The sequence below is a fragment of the Pseudomonas salomonii genome (genome assembly GCF_900107155.1).
GTDB lineage: Bacteria > Pseudomonadota > Gammaproteobacteria > Pseudomonadales > Pseudomonadaceae > Aquipseudomonas > Aquipseudomonas salomonii.
In genome coordinates, this window is the sequence record NZ_FNOX01000002.1 from 429,778 (window position 1) to 454,855 (window position 25,078).

Annotated in this window: 22 protein-coding genes and 6 pseudogenes; 18 read left to right on the forward strand and 10 right to left on the reverse strand. The window is 58.6% G+C overall.

Annotated features, from left to right (window positions below):
- Positions 1–16: 16 nt before the first annotated feature.
- The 13 genes from asnB to BLV67_RS06025 all read left to right on the forward strand — a co-directional run bounded on the left by asnB (position 17) and on the right by BLV67_RS06025 (position 13,861).
- Positions 17–1,870, forward strand: coding sequence for an asparagine synthase (glutamine-hydrolyzing) (gene asnB / locus BLV67_RS05960; protein ID WP_069787728.1), 1,854 nt, complete (start codon positions 17–19; stop codon positions 1,868–1,870).
- A gap of 64 nt (positions 1,871–1,934) precedes the next feature.
- Positions 1,935–3,125 (forward strand): MFS transporter, encoded by a 1,191-nt coding sequence (locus BLV67_RS05965; protein WP_069787729.1) that lies wholly within the window; start codon positions 1,935–1,937, stop codon positions 3,123–3,125.
- Positions 3,126–3,154: 29 nt separating this feature from the next.
- Complete coding sequence (locus BLV67_RS33105; protein ID WP_069787730.1) at positions 3,155–3,571, forward strand: LysR family transcriptional regulator; 417 nt, start codon at positions 3,155–3,157, stop codon at positions 3,569–3,571.
- Positions 3,572–4,230: 659 nt separating this feature from the next.
- Complete coding sequence (locus BLV67_RS05975) at positions 4,231–4,980, forward strand: hypothetical protein (protein ID WP_069787731.1); 750 nt, start codon at positions 4,231–4,233, stop codon at positions 4,978–4,980.
- A 115-nt stretch (positions 4,981–5,095) separates the two neighbouring features.
- A complete protein-coding gene (locus BLV67_RS05980) occupies positions 5,096–5,320 on the forward strand; it encodes an AlpA family transcriptional regulator (RefSeq protein WP_069787732.1) in 225 nt (74 codons plus the stop codon).
- 4 nt (positions 5,321–5,324) lie between these two features.
- Positions 5,325–6,167 (forward strand): ParA family protein, encoded by an 843-nt coding sequence (locus BLV67_RS05985; protein WP_069787733.1) that lies wholly within the window; start codon positions 5,325–5,327, stop codon positions 6,165–6,167.
- Positions 6,168–6,476: 309 nt separating this feature from the next.
- A complete protein-coding gene (locus BLV67_RS05995; protein WP_069787734.1) occupies positions 6,477–8,060 on the forward strand; it encodes a ParB family protein in 1,584 nt (527 codons plus the stop codon).
- A complete protein-coding gene (locus tag BLV67_RS06000; protein ID WP_068934431.1) occupies positions 8,057–8,605 on the forward strand; it encodes a DUF2857 domain-containing protein in 549 nt (182 codons plus the stop codon). Before BLV67_RS05995 ends, BLV67_RS06000 begins: the two co-directional genes overlap by 4 nt.
- Entirely contained in the window at positions 8,602–9,789 is a 1,188-nt protein-coding gene (locus BLV67_RS06005; RefSeq protein ID WP_069787735.1) for an STY4528 family pathogenicity island replication protein, read from the forward strand. The genes BLV67_RS06000 and BLV67_RS06005 overlap by 4 nt, the downstream gene beginning before the upstream one ends.
- 144 nt (positions 9,790–9,933) lie before the next feature.
- Positions 9,934–10,689: a PFL_4669 family integrating conjugative element protein gene (locus BLV67_RS06010; protein ID WP_069787736.1), complete on the forward strand. Its 756-nt coding sequence runs from the start codon at positions 9,934–9,936 to the stop codon at positions 10,687–10,689.
- Positions 10,686–11,204, forward strand: coding sequence for a DUF3158 family protein (locus BLV67_RS06015; protein ID WP_069787737.1), 519 nt, complete (start codon positions 10,686–10,688; stop codon positions 11,202–11,204). Before BLV67_RS06010 ends, BLV67_RS06015 begins: the two co-directional genes overlap by 4 nt.
- The gene (locus BLV67_RS06020) at positions 11,201–11,671 is read left to right on the forward strand and encodes a single-stranded DNA-binding protein (RefSeq protein ID WP_069787738.1); all 471 of its coding nucleotides are present in this window, start codon (positions 11,201–11,203) and stop codon (positions 11,669–11,671) included. The genes BLV67_RS06015 and BLV67_RS06020 overlap by 4 nt, the downstream gene beginning before the upstream one ends.
- Before the next feature lie 222 nt (positions 11,672–11,893).
- Positions 11,894–13,861, forward strand: coding sequence for a DNA topoisomerase III (locus BLV67_RS06025; protein ID WP_069787739.1), 1,968 nt, complete (start codon positions 11,894–11,896; stop codon positions 13,859–13,861).
- Positions 13,862–13,898: 37 nt separating this feature from the next.
- On the opposite strand, the gene BLV67_RS06030 is transcribed toward BLV67_RS06025, so the two are convergent.
- Positions 13,899–14,156, reverse strand: coding sequence for a hypothetical protein (locus tag BLV67_RS06030; RefSeq protein WP_069787899.1), 258 nt, complete (start codon positions 14,154–14,156; stop codon positions 13,899–13,901).
- A 208-nt stretch (positions 14,157–14,364) separates the two neighbouring features.
- Between BLV67_RS06030 and BLV67_RS06035 the strand changes: the two genes are divergently transcribed.
- Positions 14,365–14,706, forward strand: a complete 342-nt coding sequence (locus BLV67_RS06035) for a helix-turn-helix domain-containing protein (protein WP_027912505.1) — start codon at positions 14,365–14,367, stop codon at positions 14,704–14,706.
- Between the two features lie 821 nt (positions 14,707–15,527).
- Here BLV67_RS06035 and BLV67_RS06040 read toward each other — a convergent pair.
- The 5 genes and pseudogenes from BLV67_RS06040 to BLV67_RS06060 all read right to left on the reverse strand — a co-directional run.
- A pseudogene (locus tag BLV67_RS06040) lies at positions 15,528–15,647 on the reverse strand (DUF2274 domain-containing protein); the annotation flags it as partial.
- Positions 15,644–16,051 (reverse strand): annotated as a pseudogene (locus tag BLV67_RS06045) (TraB/TrbI/VirB10 family type IV secretion system protein); the annotation flags it as partial. The pseudogenes BLV67_RS06045 and BLV67_RS06040, both read right to left, overlap by 4 nt.
- A pseudogene (locus BLV67_RS06050) lies at positions 16,050–16,517 on the reverse strand (LysR family transcriptional regulator); the annotation flags it as partial. The pseudogenes BLV67_RS06050 and BLV67_RS06045, both read right to left, overlap by 2 nt.
- 7 nt (positions 16,518–16,524) lie before the next feature.
- Positions 16,525–17,718, reverse strand: coding sequence for an MFS transporter (locus BLV67_RS06055; protein WP_069787740.1), 1,194 nt, complete (start codon positions 17,716–17,718; stop codon positions 16,525–16,527).
- Between the two features lie 3 nt (positions 17,719–17,721).
- Positions 17,722–18,432, reverse strand: coding sequence for a type 1 glutamine amidotransferase domain-containing protein (locus BLV67_RS06060; RefSeq protein WP_069787900.1), 711 nt, complete (start codon positions 18,430–18,432; stop codon positions 17,722–17,724).
- A 144-nt stretch (positions 18,433–18,576) separates the two neighbouring features.
- Here BLV67_RS06060 and BLV67_RS06065 point away from each other — a divergent pair, with 144 nt between their 5' ends.
- Positions 18,577–19,494 carry a LysR family transcriptional regulator gene (locus BLV67_RS06065; RefSeq protein ID WP_069787741.1) on the forward strand — a complete coding sequence of 306 codons (918 nt, stop codon included), beginning with the start codon at positions 18,577–18,579 and terminating at the stop codon, positions 19,492–19,494.
- A 153-nt stretch (positions 19,495–19,647) separates the two neighbouring features.
- Here BLV67_RS06065 and BLV67_RS33260 read toward each other — a convergent pair.
- The 3 genes and pseudogenes from BLV67_RS33260 to BLV67_RS06080 form a co-directional block, all read right to left on the reverse strand.
- Positions 19,648–20,370: pseudogene (locus BLV67_RS33260) on the reverse strand (MBL fold metallo-hydrolase); the annotation flags it as partial.
- Positions 20,371–20,391: 21 nt separating this feature from the next.
- Positions 20,392–20,718 (reverse strand): hypothetical protein, encoded by a 327-nt coding sequence (locus tag BLV67_RS06075; protein ID WP_069787743.1) that lies wholly within the window; start codon positions 20,716–20,718, stop codon positions 20,392–20,394.
- Positions 20,711–21,271: a sugar ABC transporter gene (locus tag BLV67_RS06080; protein ID WP_069787744.1), complete on the reverse strand. Its 561-nt coding sequence runs from the start codon at positions 21,269–21,271 to the stop codon at positions 20,711–20,713. Before BLV67_RS06080 ends, BLV67_RS06075 begins: the two co-directional genes overlap by 8 nt.
- A gap of 156 nt (positions 21,272–21,427) precedes the next feature.
- Between BLV67_RS06080 and BLV67_RS06085 the strand changes: the two genes are divergently transcribed.
- Positions 21,428–22,330, forward strand: coding sequence for a LysR substrate-binding domain-containing protein (locus BLV67_RS06085; protein WP_069787745.1), 903 nt, complete (start codon positions 21,428–21,430; stop codon positions 22,328–22,330).
- Here BLV67_RS06085 and BLV67_RS33535 read toward each other — a convergent pair.
- Positions 22,320–22,586, reverse strand: a pseudogene (locus BLV67_RS33535) (DUF3363 domain-containing protein); the annotation flags it as partial. The gene BLV67_RS06085 and the pseudogene BLV67_RS33535 sit on opposite strands and share 11 nt — an antisense overlap.
- Positions 22,587–23,471: 885 nt before the next feature.
- Between BLV67_RS33535 and BLV67_RS06095 the strand changes: the two are divergent.
- Positions 23,472–24,335 (forward strand): annotated as a pseudogene (locus BLV67_RS06095) (sigma 54-interacting transcriptional regulator); the annotation flags it as partial.
- A gap of 160 nt (positions 24,336–24,495) precedes the next feature.
- The gene (locus BLV67_RS06100) at positions 24,496–25,053 is read left to right on the forward strand and encodes a TetR/AcrR family transcriptional regulator (protein WP_208604488.1); all 558 of its coding nucleotides are present in this window, start codon (positions 24,496–24,498) and stop codon (positions 25,051–25,053) included.
- The last annotated feature ends 25 nt before the right edge of the window (positions 25,054–25,078 follow it).

A 25,078-nucleotide genomic window follows, 5' to 3' on the forward strand; every position in this document is an offset into this window, starting at 1 on the left:
ATTTCAGGAGTGACTTATGTGCGGAATGACCGGCTGGCTTGCGTTCAGCCACGACCTGACGGCGCACCGTGATACTTTGCAGCGCATGACCGATACGCTGGCACCGCGCGGCCCCGATGCGCAGGGCTTGTGGATCGACGGCCCAATCGGGCTGGGGCATCGGCGCCTGTCGATCATTGATCTGGAGGGCGGCCGCCAACCGATGGCCGCCGGTCATGGTGGCCAGCGTGCCGCCGCAGTCATCAGTTACACGGGAGAGGTTTATAACTTCCCGGAGCTGCGCCACGAGTTGCTGGAACGTGGCCACCGCTTCGAAACCCGCAGCGACACCGAGGTGGTATTGCGCGCCTACTTGGAATGGGGCGTGGCATTCGTTGAACGGCTCAACGGCATGTACGCCTTCGCCCTATGGGACCGTCTAACGCAGCAACTGCTGCTGGTGCGCGACCGGATGGGCGTGAAGCCACTTTACTACTTCGAGACCGATGACGGTGTGGTGTTCGGTTCCGAACCCAAAGCCTTGCTCGCCAACCCCAAAGTCCCGCGCAAGGTGAATGCCGATGGGCTGCGCGAAGTGCTGGAGATGGTCAAAACCCCGGGCCAAGCGATCTTCACCGGCATGCGAGAGGTGCTGCCGGGCGAACTCGTCAAGGTCAGCCGCGCGGGGCTGTCGCGCCACCGCTATTGGGCACTGCAGGCCTTTGAGCACGAGCACACACTGGAGCAGACCATTCACCACACCCGCGATCTGCTGGAGGACATCGTCGATCGTCAGATTGTCGCTGACGTGCCGTTGTGTAGCCTGCTATCTGGCGGACTCGATTCCTCGATCATCACCGCCCTGGCTTCCAAGAAACTGCTGGCCGCGGGCAAGAACAACATCTACTCGTTCTCGGTAGACTTTGCCGACCACGGCGGAGGCTTTACCAGCGATGCGGTGCGCGGTACCCCCGATGCGCCCTATGTGCGTGACCTGGTGCAGCGCATCGGTTCCACCCATGGCGAAATCGTGCTGAACAGCAGCGAGCTGGCCGATCCGGCACTGCGCACCAAGATCGTTCAGGCGCTAGACCTGCCGCCTGCGTTCTGGGGTGACATGTGGCCCTCGCTGTACCGCCTGTTCCAGGAGATTCGCCGGCATTCTACCGTGGCCCTGTCCGGCGAGTCGGCCGATGAAGTGTTCGGCGGCTACCGATGGTTCCATGATCCAGAGGCGATCGCTGCCCAGACGTTTCCGTGGCTGACATCGGTCACTGGCAAGTACTTCGATGGCAAGACACTGTTCGCACAAGACGTGTTGGACACCCTGCAGATGGGCAGCTTTCTGCGCGACAGTTACAGCCAGGCGCTGGCCCAGGCCTCCGTACTGCCTGGTGAGGATGCGACCAACCGGCGCATGCGACAAATGAGCTACGTGAATCTGACACGCTTCGTACAGACTCTGCTCGACCGCAAAGATCGCATGAGCATGGCGGTGGGTCTCGAGGTGCGCGTGCCGTTCTGCGACCACCGCCTGGTTGAGTACGCCTTCAACATTCCTTGGGAGATGAAGTCCTTCGACGGCAGGGAGAAGAGCATCCTGCGCGCTGCGACTCGCGACCTGCTGCCCGACAGTATCTCTGAGCGAGTCAAGAGTCCGTACCCCTCGACGCAAGACCCGGCCTATGAGCGGGGGCTGCGCGAGGCGTTGGTCGCGATCCTAGCCGATCCAAAAGCGCCAGTGCTGCAACTGCTTGATCCTAAACGTATCGCAAACACCCTTGCCAAGCCCCTCGGGAATCTGTCGCCCATGTACGACCGCATGGGGATGGAGCTGGCCATCGGCCTGAATACCTGGCTCGCCGAATACCGAGTCGAACTTGTCCTTTAACCCATTGCCGTGAGGCGCGCACCGAGATGTGCGTCCCTACGCTCTTTTCTTTTAGGAGCTTCCCATGTCGCGTCCTGCGCAATCCCCAGTCTACCTTGTCGCCCTAGGTGCCTTCGCTTTGGGCATGGCCTCGTACGTTACCGCTGGCCTGATTCCCATGATCGAAGCAGCCTTCGCGGTACCCGTCGCGCTCGCGGCGCAACTGGTGACCGCTTTCACCCTGGCCTACGGTCTAGGCTCGCCTCTGTTCGTCGCGCTGCTGCCTGCTAGTCGGCAGCGAGGTGGTTTGCTGTTCGCACTCGGATTGTTTGTGCTCGCCAACGCAGCCAGTGCCTTGGCGACCGACTTCAATGCGCTGCTGGTCTTCCGCGCCTTGGCCGGTATTGGCGCCGGCGTATACCTTGCGATGGGAATTGCTGCCTCGGCGGCGTTGTCACCGCCGAACCAGCGGGGCAAAGCGATCGCAGTGATCATGGGGGGGATGGCCAGCGGCACCGTGCTGGGTGTGCCGCTAAGCCTGCTGTTGGCCGAGCGTCTCGGCTGGGCCTCGGCCCTATGGCTGGTCGCCGCCTTGGGCGCTATCTCCCTGGTGGGACTGGCGCTGAGGCTACCTGTGTTTCCAGCCCCAGCGGCCACGCCACTCAAGGCCAAGCTGGCTCTGCTGACGGATGGTCACGTGGCCTCGCTCCTGCTGGTATCACTGCTGGCGGCAGTCGCCAGCCTGGGTATGTACACCTTCATATCGCCGTTGCTGGCTGCAAGCCCGAGCGCCGCTCGATCGGTGACACCTTACCTGTGGGTATGGGGCGCTGGAGGCGTGCTTGGCAGCTTTCTCATCGGTCCGCTGGTGGATCGTGTCAAAGGCCCGGTGCTGACCCTGTGGATTATGATCATCCTGGCTGCAGCGCTGTTCCTGCTCCCAGTGACGGCGTCAATGGGTGCTTGGTTGGTGATGCTTCCGATCGCTGCCTGGGGCGCGGTGGGATGGGCCCTGCAGGTGCCGCAGAACAATGAGCTGATCAAGGCGCGCGAGCGCCAAGGCGACGGCAATCTGGCCGTGGCACTTAACGAGTCGGCGTTGTACTTAGGCAGCGCCATCGGTGCGGCGCTGGGCGGGGTGCTGCTGCTTCAACAATGGCCTGCGGGAGCCTTGGCCAGTAGTGCGGGTGCAGTGGCCGTGCTTGGAGTCCTGGTGCAGTGGCTAAACCTGCGCCGGCACCCGGAGCTGGCACGCAGCCGAGTCAGCTCTCGCTGAAGGCCCGGCAGCATTATGGGAGCTGAACGATGGAACTGCGCCATCTGCGCCATCTGCGCTGTTTCGGTGTCTTGGCCGAAGAGCTGCACTTCACGCGGGCCGCCGAACGCCTCCATATCGAACAGCCCCCTTTTTCGCAGACTATCAAGGAGCTTGAGGATGATTTTTTTTTGGGGGGGCCCTTCGATCGGGATCGTAGAGCAGTTCAGCCAACCGCAACTGGCGCCGCTTTCTTGCAAGGCCCGCCGAGACTATTGGAACAGGCCCGAGAGAATGCCAAGGCCATCGCGGCCGGTTTACGGAGCAACCTGCGAATCGTATTGTCCGATGCCGCGGTCGCCCACAACAGTCCGCGTTTCTGGCCCATTGTCATGAATAAGGAACCGGGAAATGAAAGAAGGCTGACCGAGGTTACGTTGGCCGAGCAGTTGCGGGATTTACGCTAAGGCGGCTTCACGGCTGGATTTGCATACACCGCCGGGATCAATAATGACACTGTTGCCGAACAACTTTCGCAAGACTCGTTGGTCATTGCGGCACCGACTCGACATGAACTGTTAGTCCGTAACCTAATGATGCTGCCGGTCAGGCCTGAAGGTTCCGAACACTTGATGGACGCCGCAGGCCGCCTATGTGCGCCGAAGGAAGACCTTCTCCGGCAAGGAAGAGAGGTCTATGAATCAGAAATACTGAGTTTAATCGGACAGCTCAACCATGGAGTTGCGACCCTTTTTGCGAGGAAGCCCTCATCGCTATTTTGCCGCTGCTGAAGTGTGTGCCTGCGCGGTTGAGCACGATGATGGGGTAGGCTCAGCGCCACGTCATTACGACGACCAGAGCCAAACTTTGTCGCAGGCGGCAAACGCTCAGCCGTGAGTAAACGGTAATGCGCGACGCGGAACCGTATTCGAATATTAGGCTCATCAGCCGTATCTTGGATTAACTTGCAATGCCTATTGCATCTTTATATATCGGAAAACAACTTGCTAAATGGAGTGACCTCGCCGATTTTGTAAACCTCGGAACATCTAGCGTGAGTAGTTAGTTATGATTGATAGGCAGTCGGTGAGAGGCCTATCCATTAGAAATGGAGGTCCGCCACGTTATGACCATTGTTGTTTTCAATCCTCATAGCAGAAGCTTCTATCGCCCTATAGACGCGGCATTACGCTGGTGCAATCTCACTCGCTACGAAGCCCAAATAGTCCAGGCGGACTGGTCTCGCCCCGAGAATCTTGCAGTCCTATTTCCCCAATGGCCCAATCTTCACATCGCTTTCGAAAGGATTTTAGACGCCATACGCAACGGTGAACTGCCGTACGGCTGCCTCGGTATTTCTGTTCCTTTGGGAAGCTATGTAGAGCCCTATCAGCTGACCATCCGCCATTCGGACTTACGCCGTTGGATGGAGATTCATTACCCCGACCACAAGCCCAGTTTCTTATTCGAGTCTGGTGAAGATGCGCCTGCAAAGGTCAGTCTAGGAACTTTTCTCTCCTTGAAAGCAGATCGAGATGAGTTATCGAGAGCGTTCCAAGCGCAACAGCATCGCATTCAAGAAATCTTGGGAGAGCTCCAGTCAATTGGACTTGAAAGAGATGATCTCAAAGCCTTGGCCAAAACGAATGGTCAACTCAGCGAGCGCAGCGAACTGACCTATCTCAACATCATAGGGGCATTGGTCAGCCTTCTGTTGGACCATTCGCCCGCTGGAAAACCTCTTTCGGTATTCACGAATCAAGCAGCCATCGTTGATGCCATTATCGCCCGTCACAAAGATGTGCCCGGCCTCAGCAAGCGCACGCTGGATGAAAAGTTTGCCGTGGCCAATCGTAGCCTCAAAAAAAATAACTGATCGAGTCAATTGCGTTGCAATAGGTTCGATTGCAATGCAATGACTCATCCCGCCTTGTGCGATTCAATCCCTGTCACTTCCCAACACGCGCCAATTGGCGCTAGGAGTGACTAGCATGTCCAGCCAATCTGTCCCCTCAGTTGAAGCGCCTCAACCCCAACGCCACATCATGCGGCGTGACGAAGTGGAGCGAAAAACCGGCTTCAAGCGTGCGCACATCTACAACTTGATGAAGGAAGGTAAATTCCCTCAGGCTAAGCGCATTGGAATGCGCGCAGTAGGTTGGGACTCGCTGGAAATCGAGCAGTGGGTCGCTGAGCGCTTAGGCCAACAGGCTTGATGCTATGCGTGTGCTATCGGTGGTCTCCACGAAAGGTGGCGTAGGCAAAACCACAGTCGCCGCCAATCTCGGCGGTCTGCTGGCGGATGCTGGTCTACGCGTCCTGCTACTCGATCTGGATAGCCAACCCACCCTCTCCAGCTATTACGCCTTGAGCCAGAAAGCTGTCGCTGGCGCGTACGAGCTCATTGCACTCAACTTAACAACGCCTGCACAGATTGTTTCCAAGACCGTGATTGCAGGGCTCGACCTCATCATCTCCAACGACGCTCAAGGCCAGTTGAGCACATTACTACTGCACGCCCCTGACGGGCGATTACGGCTACGCAATTTGCTAGACGATTTTCGCCCCCGTTATGACCTGCTTTTGATTGACACCCAAGGCGCACGTAGCGTGCTGTTGGAGATGGCCATCCTCGCCTGCGATATCGCCCTCTCTCCCATCACACCGGAAATGCTAGCTGCCCGCGAACTACGCCGCGGCACTTTGAGGCTATTCAGTGAACTCCAACCATTTCGTCACCTGGGTATTACGCTGCCACCGTTGCGACTGCTGCTGAACCAGGTAAATAGCATCCGAGTAGACACACGAATGATCATCCGTGGCCTGCACGAGGCCTTCGCTGGGGCTCCCAACATCTCAGTTCTAGAAACCGCAGTTCCAGACCGAGTGGCTTACCTCAATGCCGCCTCCCTTGGTCTACCAGCCCACCGAATCGAGACTCGCCAGCCACGTGAACGACGATCGCAATCAGCGCTGCAAACCATGCAAGCGCTGGCCATCGAGTTGTTTCCTGAATGGCGCGAGGCGATTTCTAAGGTGAGTAGATACGCAGAGGTTCGATAAGGCAGATTCCGGAGACGGTATTTCGCGCCAAATCATCTTGTTTGTTCAACCTTGAGGCCAACAGCGTTTGGCGAGGAGTCTTTTGATGTTTGATCAGTTTCCCATCGTCGTTCAGCCATCCATACGACAAGATCATCCACCTAGCGAGGAATACTGCACCGTGGTTTTTCGCTTGCCGCGTGGGCGCTCGGCCATGGGGCGGTTTCTCGCGGAATTGTCTCGGTATTTCGAAGGTAGGGGAACAGCCGAGATCGTTAAATTCGAGGTCGGTGACCATTTGCGTAACCGGCATTAACTGAGGCTGTTCAAATGAAGAAGCTCAATCAGGAGGAGATCACCGACAAACTGCACCAGGACCATTTTCCTCGGGGTCCAGAACTGGAGCGACTGTCCGATCCAGTCATCGACACCCCCATGCTGGTCACGCTGGAGCAGTTACGGCCCTACGAACACAACCCACGCTTCATCCGCAATCCGCTTTATGACGATATAAAAGCCTCGATCCGTGAACGCGGACTGGATCAACCGCCGCCGATTACCCGCCGCCCGGGTGAAACCCACTTCATCATCCGCAACGGCGGCAATACGCGCTTGGCGATTCTCGGCGAGCTGTGGCAGGAAACCCGCGACGAGCGTTTCTTCCGCATCCATTGCCTGTTCCGTCCCTGGACCGATGAAATCAGCGCCCTCCTCGGCCATCTGGCCGAAAGCGATCTGCACGGTCAGCTCACCTTCATCGAGCGTGCTCAGGCAGTGGCCAAACTCAAGACCATGCTTGAATCAGATGGCGCAACACTCTCACAACGTGAGCTGGCGCGACGCCTAGCTGGTGGGGGCTACCCCATTTCACAGTCGCACATCAGCCGGATGCTGGACACTCTTGAACATTTATTGCCCGCCATTCCACAAACCCTGTATGCCGGGTTGGGGAAACCCAAAATAGAACGCCTGATCGGTCTGCGTAGCCAGGCTGAACGAACCTGGAATCGTCATCCAACCAACGCCATCGCTTTTCCCGAGCTTTGGCTCGACACCCTAGGGCAATTTGATGACGACCCAGAGTCCTTCGACCTTGAGCGAATCCAGGATGAACTGCTCGAACGCATGAGTCGCTTACTCGGACAGTCCTACCGCATGTTGGCCCTGGAGTTGGGCGAAACCCAACGAGTTATCCAGACGCCCGGCATGGTCGTCACGCCCCCGCAGAACAACCTTCTGCCGAGCGTCGATGAGCCCGCGGCCGAGCCTCCCCCTTCCGAGCCGCATTCCAAATCAACTGATACCAGGACGCAGACCGGAACAGAGCGAGAGGAGCAGCTCACGCTGCCCGAAACGACCCTGGTATCAGCAGCCAGCCCTCCGTCACGTGTCCAGCAGATCCGCGAACAGATTGATCGCGCCGCTGCCCCCGAAACAGCACAGACCGTCGAAACCAGCCCGATCGACGACATCTGGATCATCGCACCCACACTGGATACCCCCCAACAACTGCGTTTAGCCATTGCCGGACTGGCTCGGGAAATGGCGGCCTATGCCGGACATCCCGAGAGCATCATCGACCAGAAGCATGGCCTGGGCTACGCCCTCAGCATCGAGCAACTTGATCTTGCAGCGCCTCGTGCGGCCGGCGTTCACCTAATGCTCTTGGCCCTGCTGCGTGCCCAAGACGAAGTGAACTGGGAGGATCGCAAGCAATTGCCCTCAGCCCTGTTCGGGCAACTGCTATTGGGGGTCTATCAACTCCCGCTGGCCGATCGTCCCACCGTGGACGTAGGACTGGAGCGACTGCCCGACTATCTGTTAATCAAACTGTATCGCCTCGTTCGCTTAGCCCGGCGCCTGATCGACTTAACGCTTACCCATGAAGACGATTCGCCAAGGGAGCTGCCATGAACCTGTCCTTCAATGTGCTCAACCAGGCCATGCTGACCCAGGTCCTTCACGAGCTGCGCCTGGGTAATCTACAACGCTGCAAAGCACTCGGACTGGGTGAAGAGGACATCTACCTGCTGCAATCATTACCACCGACCACATTGTCACGCCTGGCCCATGCCACCGTCCCCTGGGTTGAGGTCAAGATTGATTCGCCGGTGTTGCATCGGTTGATCGACCAAGCCGAACGTGACGAACAGAACGAGCGCCTGATCAACCGAGCGCTCAAGCTCGGTGCCAGCAGTACCATCATGTATCAGTACTTCGGCTTGGCGCATTCGGAAACCGCCCTGCGCCGACGTCTGCTCAAGATAGAAACCCGTAAGGGCCGCCCTCAGAACTTGAGCGAAGCGCAGGAACATGCGCTCTGGCAGCGTTGGTGCCAACTACGCGCTGAGGACGGTGCTGAGGATCAGCTCGACGCCATGATGATGTTGGCAGAGGAGCAACAGATCAGCTTGACCATCGTTTGGCAGCAGATCGACCATTACAGCAACGGAACATGAACACTGCCGCTTCCAGTCGCTGGCAGCGTGTTCTGCAGCAATGCACCCAGCAATTAAGTGAACGTTGGCCCGCGCGCCCTACCACTGAACCGCCCTCCAACCAGGCTCTACAGACTGGCTTTCTTTTCAGTGGCCAATCTCACGAAGTAGTGCCGCGTCGGCTGCTGCTGGATAGTCGGCTGACGCCATTGGAACGGAATGCCTGGCAAGTATTTCGACTCATGCTGCAAGGCCAGGGCGTAGTCACACCGCGCTATGAAGATCTTCAACCTTACCTGTCGAGCGTGCCCTACGGTGCGTCAGCCTCCCGCGAGACCATCGCTCGCGTCCTGACGATGCTCAGGTTGACGCGCTGGCTTAGCTTGGTGAGTCGTGGCCGCGATCAGCTGAGCGGGCGCCTGCAAGGTTCTCTGTACGTCCTGCACGATGAGCCGTTAACCCCCGCCGAAGCCATGGAGCTGGATCAGGACTATCTGGAGCTGGTCGGCCATGCCCTCTCCCATGCAACCAAGGCTGTGCGGATTGTCGCTCAGCATGTAATGGAAGAAATCCGCCAAGATACCGATATCGATCTGGGTCAGCTCCCCACCCGGCTCGACAGTTGGGGCGACCATTGGACAAAACAAGGATTGGATAAGGCGCCCGATGAAGCGTTACACGATTCCGAACGGGGTGGCGACCACCTCGTTCGGAATCGTGCGGGGCCTAGTTCGGAATCCGAACTGAGTTCGAACTCCAATGTTTTCGGCAGCGTTCGGAATCCGAATGCCGCCCGTACTGTATTAAAAGAAAGTATTAGTACGGTACCGCGCGCGACCCCAGCAGTGGATAACCTGCACTGGCCTGATCCGCTGCACCTGAGTCCGAGCGAGCGGCAGGCCGTCATCGTGGCGCTGACCAAGCTTAAACCCGCGGATCGGCAGGCGGTGCTCAACGAAGCGGGCGCGCGGTGTGCGGCAGGAAGCGTCCGCAAACCGGCGGCGTATCTGATGGGCCTGATCCAGCGGGCGCTGAAAGGCGATTTTCGCCCTTGGGCAGGTCATGCTGAATCGTTACCCATTGCAGAACCGCCACCCGCTCCGCCGCGCCAGCTTAGGAAAAAGGGCGAACCTGCCTCTGCCCTCGCCCAAGCGTGCCTGGATGAACTACGCCAGCTGCGCAGCAAACGCCCTGGACGTCAGTAGATTTGATGCCACTGGCATCACGGACGAGCGTCTCGAAAATCAATCGTTTCGAACCAAATCGAACACACCGCATTCAGCTTTTCGGCTGTCCTTTACCTTCGTCTGTCGCAACGTTCCCGTCCAAGCCTATGCGAGGACGACACCGTGGCCGATCACTATCAGCTCAACCTGGGCTCATTGCGCAGCAGCATCACCCTGACACTGCACACCCACCATGCCGCCCGAATCTGGCAAGGTCGAACCGCACGCGAAGGCGTCCACTCGATCATGGGCATGGCCGGCTACATCAGCGTCACCAACCTGATCAAACAGGCCGCAGCGCAGGACGACCCCTATGCCGACTGGGCGATCGTGCAGCTCGAAGAAAAATTGATACATGCCAAGGCTGGGATGCTGGAACTGACCCAGCAGTTGGACCGGATCAGACAAGAGCTGCCGACGCAGATCGACATGGGCGACAACCTCAACATCCATCCCGTCACCTTGCCGTTGTACATCGGCAGCCAACTGGGCTTCCTCGCCGTTTACCTGCTGACTGACTACGACACCTTGGTGCGACATACCCTGTTGGCCCATCACACCGCCTTGGTCGGTCGCCGGGACATGGAAGCCTGGATCGACGACGGCGCCCACCTGCTGCGCAGCCTGTTCGGTCAGGCGCAGCGCTATCGGCATGCTGGCGTCACCCGTGATGACATGGCGGCGAACAACGCTCGTGCTCTGGCGGCAATCGAGAGAATGGGTTTGCCCCCTACTGACATCCTTGAGGGGCATCGCCGCTCCCAGTTCGCGCCGCCAATCATTCGTCGTGGTGCTGTGGCGGTGGATGACGCTGACGCGTTGACGGAGAACGCGGTAGAGCCTTCTGCGACAGTCGATGAGCCGGAGGACGAAGTATGAGGCACCTCATCCCGACTCAACCAATGCCCCTCGAAACACTCACACCGGATGCCTATCGACAGCTCGAACACGCTGCCTCCCTAAAAGGCCTTTTAAAACCCTTTAAGGGTAAGGGGGAGCTGGAATACCTGGCGCAGGTGGCGAGGGAAATCGAGGCGCAGTTACGTCGCGTGATGGAAGCTGTGGTGCAGCAAGCCGGACAGCCCCCTTACTCACTGCTGGATATTCGACTGGTGCTGCAGAACACCAGTGCGGGTAGCACCTATTTGCGATGGCGCACCCGCGACTTCGCCCGTATGGGCGTTGCGGTCTGGGAACGCCAGGTCTCCAACAAGGCCTTGCCCCAAGCCGTACGCAAGGGATTGCACCGTTTCGAATGCGAGCGTATCGCACTGAACTTGCAGATGAGCGTGGTGCATTCGCTCTACCGTCAGGCTTCAACCTGCGCAATCAAAATGGCCAGCGCCGAACGGCTGCTGCGCCAGTTCACACCAGCAGCGGAGATATCACGATGAGTACTTTTTTCGTCGGCGAAGGCAACATCGGTAGTGCGCCAGAGTTCCAGGAGTTCCCATCAGGCAATGACGAGCCACGGCGTTTGCTGCGCCTGAATGTGTACTTCGACAACCACGTGCCACGCGATGGCAGCTATGAGGATCGAGGCGGCTATTGGGCGCCGGTCGAGCTCTGGCACCGCGAGGCTGAACACTGGAGCACGCTGTACCAGAAAGGCATGCGCGTGTTGGTAGAGGGCCGCACCGTGCGCGATGAGTGGGAGGACAGTGAAGACAATGCCCGGGTCACCTTCAAGATCGAGGCGCGTCGTGTCGGCATCCTGCCTCATCGCGTGCAGAATGTGGTCATGCGGGAGCGCTCAAGTGAATCAGCCTCGTCTGCGGCTCCCGTTGGGCAGGCTACAGACCAGGCCAGCTCGCCTGCGTCGAAGTCCAAAAAGCGCAGAGGGCAGCCACCATCGGCATGACTGACTTGAGGCATAAAAATTGCGCCTTTGCGCGAAGTTCCTGGCCTGTCATTACTCGCTGCTCGTGAAGCACTGTCGTCCACGTCACGACAAGGTAGCAGCCTCGCCCCCAATCAAGACTGCCCTCACCGACTAATATGAGGAACCTGCTATTCAGGTTTCTCATAGCTCGGCACTGCTGTTTCCAACAACGCTGCTCCGAACTCAACCCGGAGCAGTTCTATGCGTCTCTTTCTCTGCGAGAAACCCTCCCAAGGTCGTGACATCGCCAAGGTTCTCGGAGCCAGCCGACGTGGCGATGGTTGCTTGATCGGACGCGAGACAACCGTCACCTGGTGTATCGGTCACCTGCTGGAAACGGCCCCACCTGAAGTCTATGGCGATCAGTACAAAACCTGGTCGTTGGATCATCTACCGATCATTCCCGTGCAGTGGAGGGTTGAGGTCAAACCCAAAACTGTCGCGCAGTTCAAAATCATCAAACAGCTGCTCAGCGAAGCTACCACCGTCGTCATCGCCACCGACGCCGATCGCGAAGGTGAAATGATCGCCCGCGAGTTACTAGAGCTCTGCAACTATCGTGGTTCTGTTGAGCGCCTCTGGTTATCGGCACTCAACGAGGCGTCGATTCGCAAAGCACTGTCCTCGCTGAAGTCTAGTCAGGAGACCCTCCCGCTCTATCACTCAGCCCTCGCCCGCAGCCGCGCCGATTGGTTGATTGGTATGAACCTCAGTCGTTTGTTTACCCTCCTAGGACGGCGGGCGGGCTATGACGGCGTGCTGTCGGTTGGACGCGTCCAAACACCCACTTTGCGCTTGGTAGTTGAACGAGACCGCGCGATTGCCAGCTTCGTCTCTGTGCCGTACTGGGTGGTGGTTGTGCACCTGTCTTCAATGGGGCAACCCTTCATCGCGTCGTGGATACCGCCAAGCTCAGGACGTGACGAAGCCGGTCGCTGCCTGCAGCAGGCGCTTGCCAGTCAGACCGTCCAAGCGATTTCTGGCAGCAAGACCGCCACCGTAGTCTCGCTGCAGACTGAGCATTTGCGCGAAGCGCCACCCCAGCCTTTCGACCTGAGCACACTGCAAGAAGTCTGTTCACGCAAGTTGGGACTCGGCGCTCAGGAAACCCTGAACATCGCCCAAGCCTTGTATGAAACCCACAAAGCCACCAGCTATCCGCGCAGCGATTGCCGTTATTTGCCAGAGAGCATGTTCAACGAGGTAGCCGCAGTATTCGATGCCCTGCTCAGAATGGATCCCGCGTTACGCCCAGCGCTCGCAAGCGTCGATCAATCATTGCGCTCACGAGCATGGAATGATGCCAAGATCACCGCTCACCACGCCATCATCCCCACCACCGAGCCGGCGAACCTTGGGCGGATGTCTGAACAAGAGCGCCAGGTCTACGAATTGATTCGTAGCCACTACCTCGCGCAATTTTTGCCGCATCACGAGTTTGATCGGACCCAGGTTGAACTGGAGTGTGGCGAAGAACGATTAACCGCTGTTGGCAAACAGATCCTGGTTTTGGGCTGGAAAGGCTTACTCTCCGACAACCCCGAAGACGATAAACCCGGTCAAAAGACCCAGGTGTTGCCCGCCCTACAACAGGGTAGCCAGTGCGCAGTGGACGACGTCGAACTCAAGTCCATGCGCACCGCCGCTCCCAAACCGCTCACCGAGGGTGATCTGATCAGGGCGATGAAAAATGTGGCCAAGCTGGTCAACGACCCGCGTCTGAAACAGAAACTTCGGGACACCACCGGTATCGGCACTGAAGCCACGCGAGCCGGCATCATCAAGGGGTTGATTGATCGGGGTTATTTGTTGAAGAAAAAACGTGCCTTAACGGCCTCCGCAGCGGCCCATACCCTGATCGAAGCGGTACCCGCAGCAGTCGCCGATCCGGGTATGACAGCGATCTGGGAGCAGGCTCTGGATGAAATCGAAGCGGGACGTCTGACCTTGGATGCATTCGTTGCCAAGCAGGCGCACTGGATTACGCAGCTGATCGCGAACTGCGGAGCGCTTACTTTATCGGTACCGATCGAAGACGTGCCGGCTTGCCCCAATTGCAGTGCCTCAATGCTCAGGCGAAAGGGAAAATCAGGACCGTTCTGGTCATGTTCCTACTACCCGGATTGCAAAGGCACTGTGCCGATCAGCAAAGGGACGCGTCGTTCATGAGGCACCATTGGCGCGCACATGAACCTCGGGGGTGTTGTCAGTGCATCATCAACGGCGGCTGGTCCTTCTCCAAGTCGCCGAGCGGTTGTCCGATTTCACGGGCCAAGGCGATGCCTGTCGCTATCCATATCTGCCCCAGTTCGTTGAACGCTTTCAGGTGAGCAGGATCTTCGTTAAGCCAAAGAACAAGGCTGTTGCGGTGTTCGGGGTTATCAGGGCAGTCATGGATTTTGATGAACAGCTCCAGTGTTCGATCCCAGATCAGGTCCATGACGTTCTCGCGCTGCTCATCCATGCTCAACCTTTCCTCCATTTGGTCCTATCGAACCGCTCAGTCTCACTGGTCACTACGGGCTCTGTTCCTGGAGGAACAGACGTCACGTCGCGACAAACAGCTATTTCAGTCAATATAGCAACCATATAAGTCGATACTCAACCGTTAAGGATGTTCATGTCAACGGGTCTTTGCTCAACCATTCGGGTTGAATTGGAGAACTGATCACTTGGCACATAAACATCCAACCCAAGCCCAAATCGGGCGCATGATCGCGAAACACCGCACTCAGCGTAATCTGACCCAGGAAGAGGTGGCTGAACGCCTGGGGATCGGCAGCGAAGCCATTTCCCGCCTTGAGCGCGGTGTGGTGGAGCTTTCCGTGGTCAAGCTGATGCAACTGGCGGACATCTTCGACTGCCGGATGGATGAACTGCTGACGGAGTCGAGCAGTCGCCCCAACGACCAGGGCCAGATGATCGCGGGCCTGCTGAGCGGCCTGCAAGAAAGCGACCGTGCCTTTATCCTGACGACCGTCGAACAGCTGGCCGCTCATCTCAGTAGCAAATAACCTCTTAGCACACTGGCTTGACGTCCTCCCACCCCCTCTGCTGTAGTGCCTCAGGATCATCGCTTACGGCGACCCAAGACCGATTCGCTCCGGGCAGCTCGGTCGGACTCCTAGAGTTCGGGGCCTTCTCTTCTGCGGAATTTCATTCCCGCTTTGTGCTCGACCGGATCAATGTGGCGGATGACCACTGTTGCCTCTGCCAGGTAGCAGCGGTCATCCGCTACGGCGATCGCATTCAGTCCCGGAGCCCGCCGGGGAAACACTGGGCACCCTTTGTGCGCGGATGCGTGCCAGCATGTTCCGACCCAGGCCACGACAAGGGTTGGTTGGCGGATCAGGGCGCAGTTAAATCAAGTTTTGCGAGAAGCTTGTCGACTGCGTCAGACCGCCTAAGGTGGCTTTTCTCTTCCTCGCCTGGCGCCCCACCAGGCCCCCTCTTCATTTTTTCATTTCTTAATTCCACTGACTGCCACCGTATTCCGGCCATTAAAAAATGGCCTGTATCAAGCGTTCTGATTGAATGCAGATCGCATCAGAAGCCTATACAGGGCAACGGTTAGACCGGATGGAGGTTTTTTTCAGGACTTCCGACTCTATGGCCTAGGAGTCCATAAGAGCATCGCGGCAGCAAACCTCATCGCGCCATGGCGAGCGATAAGGCGACCGTTCAAGGATTATCTCATCCTCTCCTTGCCGCAGAAATTAAACGCGCAGCCCTTGAGCCGCGCGTTCGCCATGCGGTGACCGATAGTAGTAACAGGCTTCGTCAGCGCGGTTTCGGAGCTGGCCCCCGTGGCATCGACCGCTTCGCCGTAGGTCTACGCGTGCAGCGCGGCATAGCGGTCGAGGTTGGCCTTGAGCGTGACCGGACATCCGAACGTAAGCTTGATGTTCTCGGTTTTCGGCAATGGCCCCAGCCGCAGCTTCTTGGTCGCGCTCATTGTGAAGTCACACGGTAGAAGAACAACGACTGATACGGTCGAATCACCAGATCCCGGTTGACGATGATGCTTACCGGCAGGCCGGACCGCTCGGTCAGCGTCGGCTGGATGTTGAGGTTGCGGCGTGTGAACTCCCGGCCAACCTGATTGGCCGTGTCCTGCGCGCTATCCCAGAACGCGATGACGGTATTGCCATTGACATTGCCTTGTTTCGAGACTGCCAGCTCGGAGCCTACGCCCAATATGGTGGACAGCGCGGCACCCGCTAGGATGCGTCCCCAGTGCCAATCGACGCCATCCTCCAGGCCGGCATAGCCGGCCGGATCGGGACCGGCTAGTTTGTCCCGCGTGAGTGAAGACGTGTCCGGCAGGATGATGCGGTTCCACACGACCTGCACGCGGCTCGCCGACTTCATCGGCACGTGCAAAGCCCGCATCGTACAGGTCGCCGTGCAGCCCTTTGATCTGCTGCGACAGCGGCACCTCGAAGAAGCGGATTTCGACCTCGGGTTCTTCCTGCCGACAAAGCGCCAGCAAAGCCGGAAGTCGCGAGGGCGTGATGCCGTCGGACAGGGCAATGCGCGATCGACTATGGAAGCCGTTGGCTGCGGCCTTCACGCTGTCACGGGCTTGCTGCAAGACAGAGAAGACACGCGGCACATGCTCAATAAAAAGCTTGCCCGCAAACGTCAGGCGTGTGCTGCGTGTTGTGCGTGCGAACAGCACCACGCCCAGTTCTTCTTAGAGCTCTTTGATGGCCCGAGACAGCGGCGATTGCTCAATGTGCAGTTGCTCCGCCGCACGGGCGAAGTGGAATTCTTCGGCTCCGGCCAGGAAGCAGCGAAGATGCCGAAGATGCCGAAGATCCATCGTTCACCTATCTATGAGTTCTTGCGCCCAGGAACGTTGGACGCCGCATCTGCCAGAGCATCCAGACGATCCCCAGGCCCACGGCAACCGCACCGACCCAGGCCGTGCTGGTCAGACCCATCGCTTCCAGGCTGGCCCCGCCTAGCAGCGAACCCAACGCGATGCCGCCATTGAAGCCGGCGATGTTCAGCCCAGCCGCCACCGCTGGCGCCTGCGGCGCGTGGATGTGCGACAACCCGATCACCCGCGCCTGCAAGGCCGGCACCGCCGCATAGGTCAGCGCACCCAGCAGGCCCGTCAGCAACACCATCAACGGCAACGATGGTGCCGATGCCCATATCGCCAACAGCACGACGGCCAGGCCGACGAGCACAGTCATCACCGCAAAGTCGGCACCCTTGCGGTCGGTCAGCCGCCCGCCCCACACATTGCCAATGGCGGCCATCACGCCGTAGCCCAGCATCAAAAGGCTCGCCATGCTTTCACTCACGTTCGTCACTTGCAGCAGGATCGGCGAAATGTAGGTGTAGAGCGCGAAGGACCCCGCATACGCCAAGACGGTGATACCGGCTCCGGCCAGCAGACGCTGATTGAACATGGCTTTCAGGCCATCCATCGCATTGGCCTGCGCCGAGGCATCGTTGCGATCTGTCGGCATCAGGGCTAGCAAGCCGACGAATCCAATGGCACCACTTGCGGCCACTGCCATGAAGATGACCTGCCAGCTCCACACGCTGCCCAGGTAGGTGCCGAGCGGTACGCCCAGCGCCAGTGCCAGCGTCAGGCCGCCGAACACCACGGCCACCGCCGCACCGGCGCGATGTCGGCCCGCCAATTGGGTTGCCACGCTGGATGCTACGGCGAGAAATACCCCATGTCCCAGGCCGGCGGCGAAGCGGGCCAGCAACATGGGTGTCAGTGCATCGGATAGACTGACTACAGCGTTGCCCAACGTGAACAGACCCATCGCCACCAGCAGCAGCCGCTTGCGCGGCCAGCGGGTTGCCAGCGCGGTCAGGCCTGGTGCACCAATCACCGCACCCAGCGCGTAGGCCGTAACCGCCGCGCCAACCTGGCTGACGCTGGCATGCAGATCAGCGGAAATAGTGGACACCAGGCCGATGGTGACGAACTCGGTAAAGCCCAGGGCGAACGCGCAAAGCGCGAAGACGTAGATGACGAAAGGCATACGTGGATTCATGGTTCAGGCTCGCTTCTCGGCTATCACCGCTAATAAGGGCAGCATCGCTTCCGCGACGCCCTTGGCCGAGGCCGAGGCCGGGTTCTGCCCCGTCACCAGGCGCTCGCTCGTCACTACCTGCGCCTGGAAATTCGCCGCAGGCACATGCCGGGCGCCACGCTCCTGCCAAGCATCGGCCAGCAGGAAGGGCACCGTGTCGTACAGGCCGACCGCACGCTCCTCCTCGTTGGTGAAGGCCGACACGTCCTTACCCGTTACCAGATAGCCGCCATCGGACAACTTGAGGTTTACCAGCCCAGCCGGCCCGTGGCACACCGCCGCGACCACGCCGCCACGCTCGTAGATGAACGCCGCAATGGCCGCCAGTTCGGCGTTGTCCGGGAACTCCCACATCGTCGCGTGGCCGCCGGCGTAGAAGATCGCGGCGTAGGCATCGGGATCGACCTGCGTGGGTGCCATGGTGTTCTCGGTGGCGCTTCTTAGCGTCGCATCGTTCCAGAACGCGGCATTGATCGGATCGTCCAAATCGAGTCCATCGACGTGCGTCTTGCCGCCCTTGGGGCTGACGAAATCGACCGCATGACCGGCGTCTGCCAGCACCCGATGCGGATGCGTGACCTCGGACAGATAGAAACCGCTGGGCGCGGTATCGGCGGCGCCGGCCGGCCCGTTGCGCTCGTGGCTGGCCAGGACGAAAAGAATACGTTGGGTCATCAGAAGCCCCTGCAGCGAATCGAGCACACCACCGGACACCTCCAACGGAGGCATGCGTGTTGCAGCGTGGGAAGTTGGTATCCTCATTCTGGTGAATCCGGTATATCGTTTAAATGACCAAAATAGACAAACACTTTCCCCGGAATGACCCAAATGGCCCTGCGCAATCTTGATGACCTAGCGGTGTTCGTGCATGTTGTGGAGCGCCACAGTTTTTCCGCCGCCGCACGCGACCTGCACCTCGCGCCTAAGACGGTCAGCAAGCAGATCGCCCGGCTGGAACAAGCGTTGGGCACCACGCTGTTCGAGCGCAACACCCGTAACTTGCGCATCACCAGCGAAGGCCGCGCCATCGCCGAGCGCGCACAGGTGGCCCTGGCTGTGCTGGAAGAAGTGCAGGAACTGGCGACCGGCGGCAGCCAGGAACTGAGCGGCACTATCCGCCTGACCGCGCCCACGCCGTTCGGGCGCAAGTTCGTGGCCCCGGCTATCCACGATTTCTGCCGCCTGCATCCCAGGGTCGGTTTCGACCTGCGCCTGTCCGATCAAGTGCAGGATCTGTATTGCGGCGACCTCGACCTGGCGATCCGCATGGGCGAGTTGGCCGATTCGCGCCTGGTGGCGCGGCGCGTGGCCGAAAACCGGCGCATTCTGGCAGCGTCTCCCGCCTACCTGAAAGCGCATGGCAGTCCCGCGCAGCCGGAAGAACTGGAACGGCACAACTGCCTGGTGTTCGCCTATCCGGGCCTGCTGCAAAGCACCTGGCCGCTGCGCAAGGGCCGCCGGGAGACGCCTGTCGCGGTCAGCGGTACGCTGTGCAGCGACAACGGCGACGTGCTACATGCGTGGTGCGTGGCCGGGCTGGGCATCTCGCTGCGCGAGACCTGGGACATTCACGAGGAACTACGCGACGGGAGGCTGGTGCGCGTGTTGCCTGAATGGGAAGCCACACCCTCGAAGATCAGCATCGTGCGGGCGCGGCGCGAACCAGTGCCGCGCCGGCTGACGGCGTTCAGCGATTTTCTGTTCGACCGCTGGCAGGAGGCGCCGTGGGATCAATGACCTCATTCGCCGCAGCCGACGCATCTCGAACAGCCGGTAAGTTTCGTAGGAAATTTTGTAGGTTTTGCCTAGCCGCTCGACATGTGCAAAACCGAGTTCGCCAAGGTGCATACCAGCGATAAGAATCTTATCCGAGCTAACAACATTCAATAGTTTGGATCGTGTTTCGGCGGAAAGAAGCGGATCTTGGTCGAATGCAATGGTTACGTCGGGACGAGCAATCTGAATTTGGGGGAAATGAACGATATCCCCCCAAACCAGCAGACTACGACCATTGGAATCGAGACGATAACCGGAATGTCCTGCGGTATGCCCCGGAAGGGGCATCGCACTAATGCCAGGGAGAACTTCGCTATCAGTAAACAGGCGCGTCTTCTCCCGATACTGATCGAACACCTTCCGAGCAAACAGGAAGTTGCCACGAGCACGTTCACTCGCTCGACTGAGATTGCCATCGTCCTCCCAGAAAGAAACCTCACGCTGGTGGACGACTAGCTCTGCATCGGGAAAGGCTGCTTCCCCTGAAGAGTCAAGCAACCCCCCAACATGGTCGGGATGTGCATGGGTCAGAAGAATGGTGTCAATGTCAGCGGGTTGCACGCCAGCACGCGCGAGATTCGCCTTTAGCTTGCCGCCCCACTGCTTGAAACCACCAGCCCCCGCATCAATGAGGATCGTGCGGCCCATTCCACGCACCAGGTAACAGTTGATGTGGATCGAGAATGGATCGCTTACACCTGCGTCCTGCTGCAACTTGGACGCCTGCGCAGGATCGATATTGGAGAGAAGATCTAGACTTGCGCAAAGGTATCCGTCACTGATGGCCGTAATAGAAAACTCGCCGATCTGCTGGCCCGGAAATTTCATGTCGTTCATTGCGGCCCTCCTTGCGGGTCATCAGTTCCGCGCGTAGATGGTATCGGCTGGATAGCCAAAGCAACGAATGCGCGCCGTTAGCCCCGCATGGCGTTTTATTGCCTCATCCAGTCGCGCCATGAAATCGTCCATGACCGATGGCGTTCTAAACGGTTCGAGGCGGTACTTGATTTCCGCGTAAGCAGGATGCCCACGCCCCTGGCGGGCAGCGACGTAGATGACATGCACGTTGTCCAGCGCCGCCTGAAGGACGTCCGTGCAAAGTCGAGTGCATCGTTCGGTGAGTTCCGCCAGATTTGCGTCGGGTGGCATCTCGTCCGCCTGGATGAAGATCGTCAGGTTAGGCATGTCGGTTCTGCACCTGCGTCTGGGGCTCTGCGCCTCTGCCACTCGTCAATTGCACGGTCATCGGGGCATAGAGATGCACGTTCTTCGGAAGGGTATCTACACCAAGACTAATGGCGCTATCCAGCTTCGCCAGCCACCTGTTTTCAGGACACTTCTCCAATGCGACGGCCCACATCTGCTCAGGCGTGAGCCCCATCTCGATGAGCGGCTCGGGACCGACTGCGCTCACGATCAGATGCTCGCCTTCACCGATGGCAGGCGCACGCTCAAGGCCGCCGTAAAGATTGCGGTGCCAATCGGTGATGTGCTGCTGCCAGCGTGCGAAGTTGCCCCCGCCCTTTTGGCGATACTCGTCGCCCTCAAGCACAGCCAGACCGTCGATCGAGTGCATGGCCAGGTAGACAGGGCAGCCATCGCTAAACGCCTTGAAGCGCTGCGAAGTATGGAACCCGCTCACGGAAATAAGCGCGGGTAGCTTTTCCAGGCTATAGAAATCATTCCACTCTGCTTCGCTGGCTGGGTCGGCAAAGCTGCACTCGACGGTATAGATCATGGAATCACGCTACCGAACCGCTTGTGCGCTCGGTCCTCACTGTTGATGTTTCATCATGGTATGACCTGAAAATCGACGTATAAAACGATTTTTCGGTATGCTTCAGTGACAAAAAATCAAGCTAAACCGATCACCAGTTTTAAGCTAGGAACGCTCATGCGAAGGAAGATCCCCAGCAGCACGGCACTGATGGCATTCGAAGTGGCTGCGCGCCACGGCAGCTTCGCGCGCGCGGCAGAGGAACTGTCTTTGACTGAAGGAGCTATCAGTCGCCAGATTGGCAGGCTGGAAGCCTTCCTCGGGGTCACCCTGTTCGAGCGGGTCGGCAATCGTGTCCGACTCCTTCCTAACGGAGAGCGTTACGCGGTCCAAGTTCGCGAATCGCTTGACCGCTTGGATCGGGACAGTCAGTACTTAATGGGGCAGCCGAACGATGGCGCAAGCTTGGACATTGCCACTATCCCGACGTTCGCGATGCGATGGCTCATTCCTCGCTTGGGACGATTCCAGCAGAAGCATCCGAACATTACTGTGCATTTGGCCGAGCGCATGGAACCCTTCGTCCTGGCCGGGAGCGGATTCGATGCTGCCATCCATTTCGAGCACCCAGCGTGGACGGGAATGCGGACTCACGAACTTTTGCATGAAGTGCTGGTTCCGGTTTGCCATCCTGAACTTCTGACAGGACGCAATCGAACAACCGCACTGGATGAATTACCGCGCCTTCACCGACGACAGAACCCTGAAGCTTGGCAACACTACGCCCAGGAGACGGGAAGCCCGCTGACCAATCCTGCAATTGGCGCACGCTTTGATCTCCATGGAATGTTGATAGAAGCCGCATTGGCCGGCCTCGGCGTTGCGCTAGTACCGCGCCTGTACGTTGAAGCCGAACTTGCGTCAGGAAGCCTGATCGCCCCGTGGCCGGAGGGGAAAACCATCTCCAAAACCTTCTGCCTCATCCTCCCTGAGCCCATCGGATTGGGCAGAAAGCCAATACAAGCTTTTGCTCAATGGTTGCTCGACGAAGCGAAGAAGGGGGCAGCGGTTAAATCGTAGGATATGTCTTTCCTCCATTGTTATCAGATAGAGGCGCTACGTTGCGCCTGATCTCCCACGACACATCACCGCCGCGGCCATTTGCTACCCAAGCTTCTTCTCTGTCGCTGGCTGCCAAGGCACCAGACTAAATCCCATGCCGTCATCCAGCATCGCGTAGCGCCCACTGGCGAGCATGACGGAACGCCGGTAGATGCCGGCCACGCGCTGCTCGTCTGTGACGGGGGCGATGCTCCACGCCAGTGTCGGCGGTTAACCGCCAACGGCGACCCAAGGCCGATTCGCTCCGGGTAGCTCGGTCGGACTCCCTGAGTTCGGAGCCTTCTCTTCTGCGGAATTACATTCCCGCTTTGTGCTCGACCTGATCGTGGTGGCGGATGACCGCTGTTGCCTCTACCAGGCATCAGCGGTCATCCGCTACGGATCGCATTCAGTCCCGGAGCCCACCGGGGAAACACAGGGCACCCTTTGTGCGCGGATGCGTGCCGGCATGTTCCGACCCAGGCCACGATAAGGGTCGGTTGGCGAATCGAGATGCAGTTAAAACACGTTTTGCGAGGAGTTTGTCGACTGCGTAAGTTCGCCAAAGGTGGTTCTTCTCTTCCTCGCCTGGCACCCCGCCAGGCCCACTTTTTTGTATTTTTTGCCGTAACTGCCATTGTATCCAGCGCTAGCAATTGAGACTGGCGCCGTTTCTGATCTGCCACCTGGCTTGAACCTTGGAACCGTTGGCCTTGAAAGCGCATGCCCGAGGCATCCTCCACCTCGAACCTCTATTCACTGCGTACCCTCGAGATTCGCCTTGTCCGTGAGTACAGGTGACACAGGCTCTTTCAGCAAACCAGCAGACGATCTGCGACCCGCCGATAGCCTTACCGTCGCCATCGCTCACATGGCTGCGATGATGAGCCTGAGCGCCAGTAGGATCAGTTACTCAAAGTGTACGCAGGCATTCATCAGCCTCCAGTAAAGCCGAGGGTCAGTCAGGTCGGAGCGTTCAGCAATGTTGGAAGAAACCGGCGTGGACAAGAAACTCACCTCCAATGTTTGACTCGGATCGCTGATCTTGATGGGCAGAAAGGCCGAAGCCTGATTCGAGTTGATGGTGAGATTGAGTAGGCCAAGGAGATGTTCGCGCGCCAGGCGTGACAGCCCGTTTGTGGCCCTCAATTGCGCAGCCATCCCGGACAACCTGATTGAGGCTGAACTTTTCGGCGTCGAACGCGGCGCGTATACCGGCGCGGCCCATTCACGACCTGGACGTTTTGAGCGTGCCCAAGGCGGCACACTGTTTCTGGATGAGATCACCAGCCTGAGCCAGGGCGGGCAAAGCAAGTTGCTACGGGCCTTGCAGTAACGGGAAATCGAAAGGGTTGGCGGCGTACGCGGGGTCAAGGTGGATGTGCGAGTAGTGGCCGCCACCAACCTTGATCTACGCAAATCCGTTGCCGACGGTACGTTTCGCGAAGACCTGTTCTACCGCCTGAATGTCTACCCCATCGCCCTGCCCCGCTGCGCGACCGCCGGGACGACATCCCGCTGTTGATCAACGCGTTCCTCACGCGCTTCTGCCAGGAATACGTGCGAACGCCGGTGGGCGTTACCATGCGCGCCCTGAAAGTTTTGCTGCGCTACGACTTCGCGGGCAATGTGCGCGAACTGCAAAACCTGATCGAACGCGGCCTGATCGCCAATGACGAAGGCCAACCCATTGACCTGGTGCACCTGTTTCACAACGAGCCGATGCCGTCTGGCCCCTACGGCGTGGATGGCCGCGGCAGCTTGGCCACCACCAGACTGTGCGCCTGCCCGCGAGCCGCCCGGCACTACTGTATACCTTGGCGAACTGGACCAGGGTTTTTCCATCGAAGGTCTGAAATCTCGCCTGATCAACGAAGCCTTGCAACAGAACGCAGGCAATCTGGCGGATGCGGCAAGACTCCTAGGGTTGAGCCGTGCTCAATTCACCTACCGCTTGAAGAAGCATCAGCGGCAACTCACCTGACGCCAACCACCATCATCATAGGCTACCACCTTATAATCAATGCGATAGATCGGCCGTAGGCAATACCTCGCAGATTGATTTGGGAACATCTATTACCTATAGTCATTGGATGAAAACCATCAAAACTACCCGGAGCCAAGGCCGTCCACGTGAATTTGACATGGACGAGTTTCTGGATAACGCCGCCAAACTGTTCTGCCAGCGCGGCTTTCACGGAACCTCCATCGTCGATATCTCCGACGCCACAAACCTCACCTGCGGAAGCTTGTATAAAGCTTTCAAGGACAAACGTGAAGTCTTCCTGAGTGCGTTGAAACGACAATCCAGCACCCGTAGTAGTCAGCTTCGACAGGCGATCAGCACCGGCAAGTGCGGTCGTGAGATGCTTCGCCAAGCCTTGCTTTTCTATGCAGCCATTTCAAGTGGCGAGGACGGTCGTGATGGCTGTCTCATCGTCAGCACCACTGTGGAGCTGGGGGCGTTCGACGCTGAAATTGCAGAAATGGCGCTGGTCTCGCTGCGTGATCGTGAGGCTTTGTTGCAGCGCCTGATTGACGTAGGCATCAGCGATGGGTCGATTGCGGCCACTGTCAACAGTGCTGCAGCCGCCAAATTCATGCTCTGTTTAATCCAAGGTTTACGCGTGATAGGCAAAACTTCTCCGGACCTCTCCGACATGGAAACCACCGTCGGTTTGGCCATGAAAACACTGGCCTGAGCGTCAGCATCGGGGCTTTCGAGCC

Excerpts from the sequence above, each read along its gene's own strand:
- BLV67_RS06065 (WP_069787741.1), top strand. The coding sequence starts at position 18,577 with ATGACCCAAATGGCCCTGCGCAATCTTGATGACCTAGCGGTGTTCGTG.
- BLV67_RS06030 (WP_069787899.1), bottom strand. The coding sequence starts at position 14,156 with ATGGATGAGCAGCGCGAGAACGTCATGGACCTGATCTGGGATCGAACA.
- BLV67_RS06055 (WP_069787740.1), bottom strand. The coding sequence starts at position 17,718 with ATGAATCCACGTATGCCTTTCGTCATCTACGTCTTCGCGCTTTGCGCG.
- BLV67_RS05980 (WP_069787732.1), top strand. The coding sequence starts at position 5,096 with ATGTCCAGCCAATCTGTCCCCTCAGTTGAAGCGCCTCAACCCCAACGC.
- BLV67_RS05995 (WP_069787734.1), top strand. The coding sequence starts at position 6,477 with ATGAAGAAGCTCAATCAGGAGGAGATCACCGACAAACTGCACCAGGAC.
- BLV67_RS05975 (WP_069787731.1), top strand. The coding sequence starts at position 4,231 with ATGACCATTGTTGTTTTCAATCCTCATAGCAGAAGCTTCTATCGCCCT.
- BLV67_RS06020 (WP_069787738.1), top strand. The coding sequence starts at position 11,201 with ATGAGTACTTTTTTCGTCGGCGAAGGCAACATCGGTAGTGCGCCAGAG.
- BLV67_RS06080 (WP_069787744.1), bottom strand. The coding sequence starts at position 21,271 with ATGATCTATACCGTCGAGTGCAGCTTTGCCGACCCAGCCAGCGAAGCA.
- BLV67_RS06085 (WP_069787745.1), top strand. The coding sequence starts at position 21,428 with ATGCGAAGGAAGATCCCCAGCAGCACGGCACTGATGGCATTCGAAGTG.
- BLV67_RS05965 (WP_069787729.1), top strand. The coding sequence starts at position 1,935 with ATGTCGCGTCCTGCGCAATCCCCAGTCTACCTTGTCGCCCTAGGTGCC.
- BLV67_RS06075 (WP_069787743.1), bottom strand. The coding sequence starts at position 20,718 with ATGCCTAACCTGACGATCTTCATCCAGGCGGACGAGATGCCACCCGAC.
- BLV67_RS33105 (WP_069787730.1), top strand. The coding sequence starts at position 3,155 with ATGGAACTGCGCCATCTGCGCCATCTGCGCTGTTTCGGTGTCTTGGCC.
- BLV67_RS06000 (WP_068934431.1), top strand. The coding sequence starts at position 8,057 with ATGAACCTGTCCTTCAATGTGCTCAACCAGGCCATGCTGACCCAGGTC.
- BLV67_RS06015 (WP_069787737.1), top strand. The coding sequence starts at position 10,686 with ATGAGGCACCTCATCCCGACTCAACCAATGCCCCTCGAAACACTCACA.
- BLV67_RS06005 (WP_069787735.1), top strand. The coding sequence starts at position 8,602 with ATGAACACTGCCGCTTCCAGTCGCTGGCAGCGTGTTCTGCAGCAATGC.
- asnB (WP_069787728.1), top strand. The coding sequence starts at position 17 with ATGTGCGGAATGACCGGCTGGCTTGCGTTCAGCCACGACCTGACGGCG.
- BLV67_RS06060 (WP_069787900.1), bottom strand. The coding sequence starts at position 18,432 with ATGACCCAACGTATTCTTTTCGTCCTGGCCAGCCACGAGCGCAACGGG.
- BLV67_RS06025 (WP_069787739.1), top strand. The coding sequence starts at position 11,894 with ATGCGTCTCTTTCTCTGCGAGAAACCCTCCCAAGGTCGTGACATCGCC.
- BLV67_RS05985 (WP_069787733.1), top strand. The coding sequence starts at position 5,325 with ATGCGTGTGCTATCGGTGGTCTCCACGAAAGGTGGCGTAGGCAAAACC.
- BLV67_RS06100 (WP_208604488.1), top strand. The coding sequence starts at position 24,496 with ATGGACGAGTTTCTGGATAACGCCGCCAAACTGTTCTGCCAGCGCGGC.